This window comes from Synergistaceae bacterium DZ-S4 (assembly GCA_025943965.1).
GTDB classification, from domain to species: Bacteria; Synergistota; Synergistia; order Synergistales; family Synergistaceae; genus Caenicola; species Caenicola nitritireducens.
On sequence record JAPCWD010000032.1, the window covers coordinates 557 to 1,909 of the forward strand.

Here is a 1,353-nt window from a genome sequence, read left to right on the forward strand (position 1 = left end):
TAGACCATCTTGCCCAAGGACAAGAAATTACACAGACATATAACGTGGCCGTTAATGACGGAAATGGCGGGATTACCACTCAAGTGGTTACGGTGACTATCACAGGTACAAATGACGCACCGGAGATAGAGATCAGAGCAGGCGATAGTGCTGCTAAGTCTTTGGATGAAACAGATACTACCCTTAAAGCAGACGGAACACTATCGCTTCTGGACGTTGACGTTATTGACGTTGTCACTGCCACAGCAGTAAATTCAATTACAAAGGGCGGAACATATACAGGAACCCTACCTACAGATGCAGAACTAAAGGCTATGTTCACCGTTACAGGAGGACTTACAAATACTGAAAGTGACAAAGATCACGGCATTACTTGGAAATTTGATTCGGGCTCTCATTACTTTGATGAACTTGCAAAAGGTGAAACACTTGAACTCACTTACACAGTACAAGTTGCCGACCCACATGGTGGAATTGATACTAAAGATGTGGTAATAACCATTACCGGCACAAATGATCTTCCTGTCATTAATGTCGTAAACGCAAATGATGTTAAAGGTGCTGTAACAGAGATAGCTGACAAGGCGTTAGGGGAAAATGTTGATGATCATACAGTAAATGGATATTTTGAAGTAACTGATGCAGACTTGTCTGATGCAGTTTCTGTATCGGCAACTCCTCAAGGAGTTGGCTATCTCGGGACATTCACTCCTGTCGTAGACACACAGACAACCGGCGGTGCTACAGGAAAAATTACTTGGAATTTTGTGGTAAATGACGCTGACTTAGACCATCTTGCCCAAGGACAAGAAATTACACAGACATATAACGTGGCCGTTAATGACGGAAATGGCGGGATTACCACTCAAGTGGTTACGGTGACTATCACAGGTACAAATGACGCACCGGAGATCCACGAGCGTGCCGGAGACAGCTGGGAGGCAGATTTAACTGAAGTAGACGAGATAAGCGACCCTTCTGCAGATAAAACTCTCACGGCGAGCGGAACATTATCTATCGTTGACGTTGACGTAATTGACGTGGTTACTCCATCTGTTGAATCTGTTTCAATAAGAGGTGATAGTACTTTTGGCGGCACGTTTGGAAGTGGTTTGCCCTCTTATGAAGAAGTTCTTGCCATGCTTACTGTTTCCGGTGGGCTTACTAATACGCAGACAGATGAAACAGGCGGCATTACTTGGAATTTTAACTCAACTGAAACTTCTAATTATTATTTTGATGAGCTTGCAGAGGGAGATAAATTAATACTTGTTTATACAGTGAAAGCCACTGATATTTCCGGTGCCAGTGATACTCATGACGTTATTATTACCATAACAGGTACAAATGATG

Annotated in this window: 1 protein-coding gene; it reads left to right on the forward strand. The window is 43.1% G+C overall.

Going from position 1 to position 1,353, the window contains the following annotated elements; translation table 11 throughout:
- The coding region (locus OLM33_10050; protein MCW1713992.1) for a VCBS domain-containing protein at positions 1-1,353 on the forward strand (1,353 nt) is incomplete at both ends.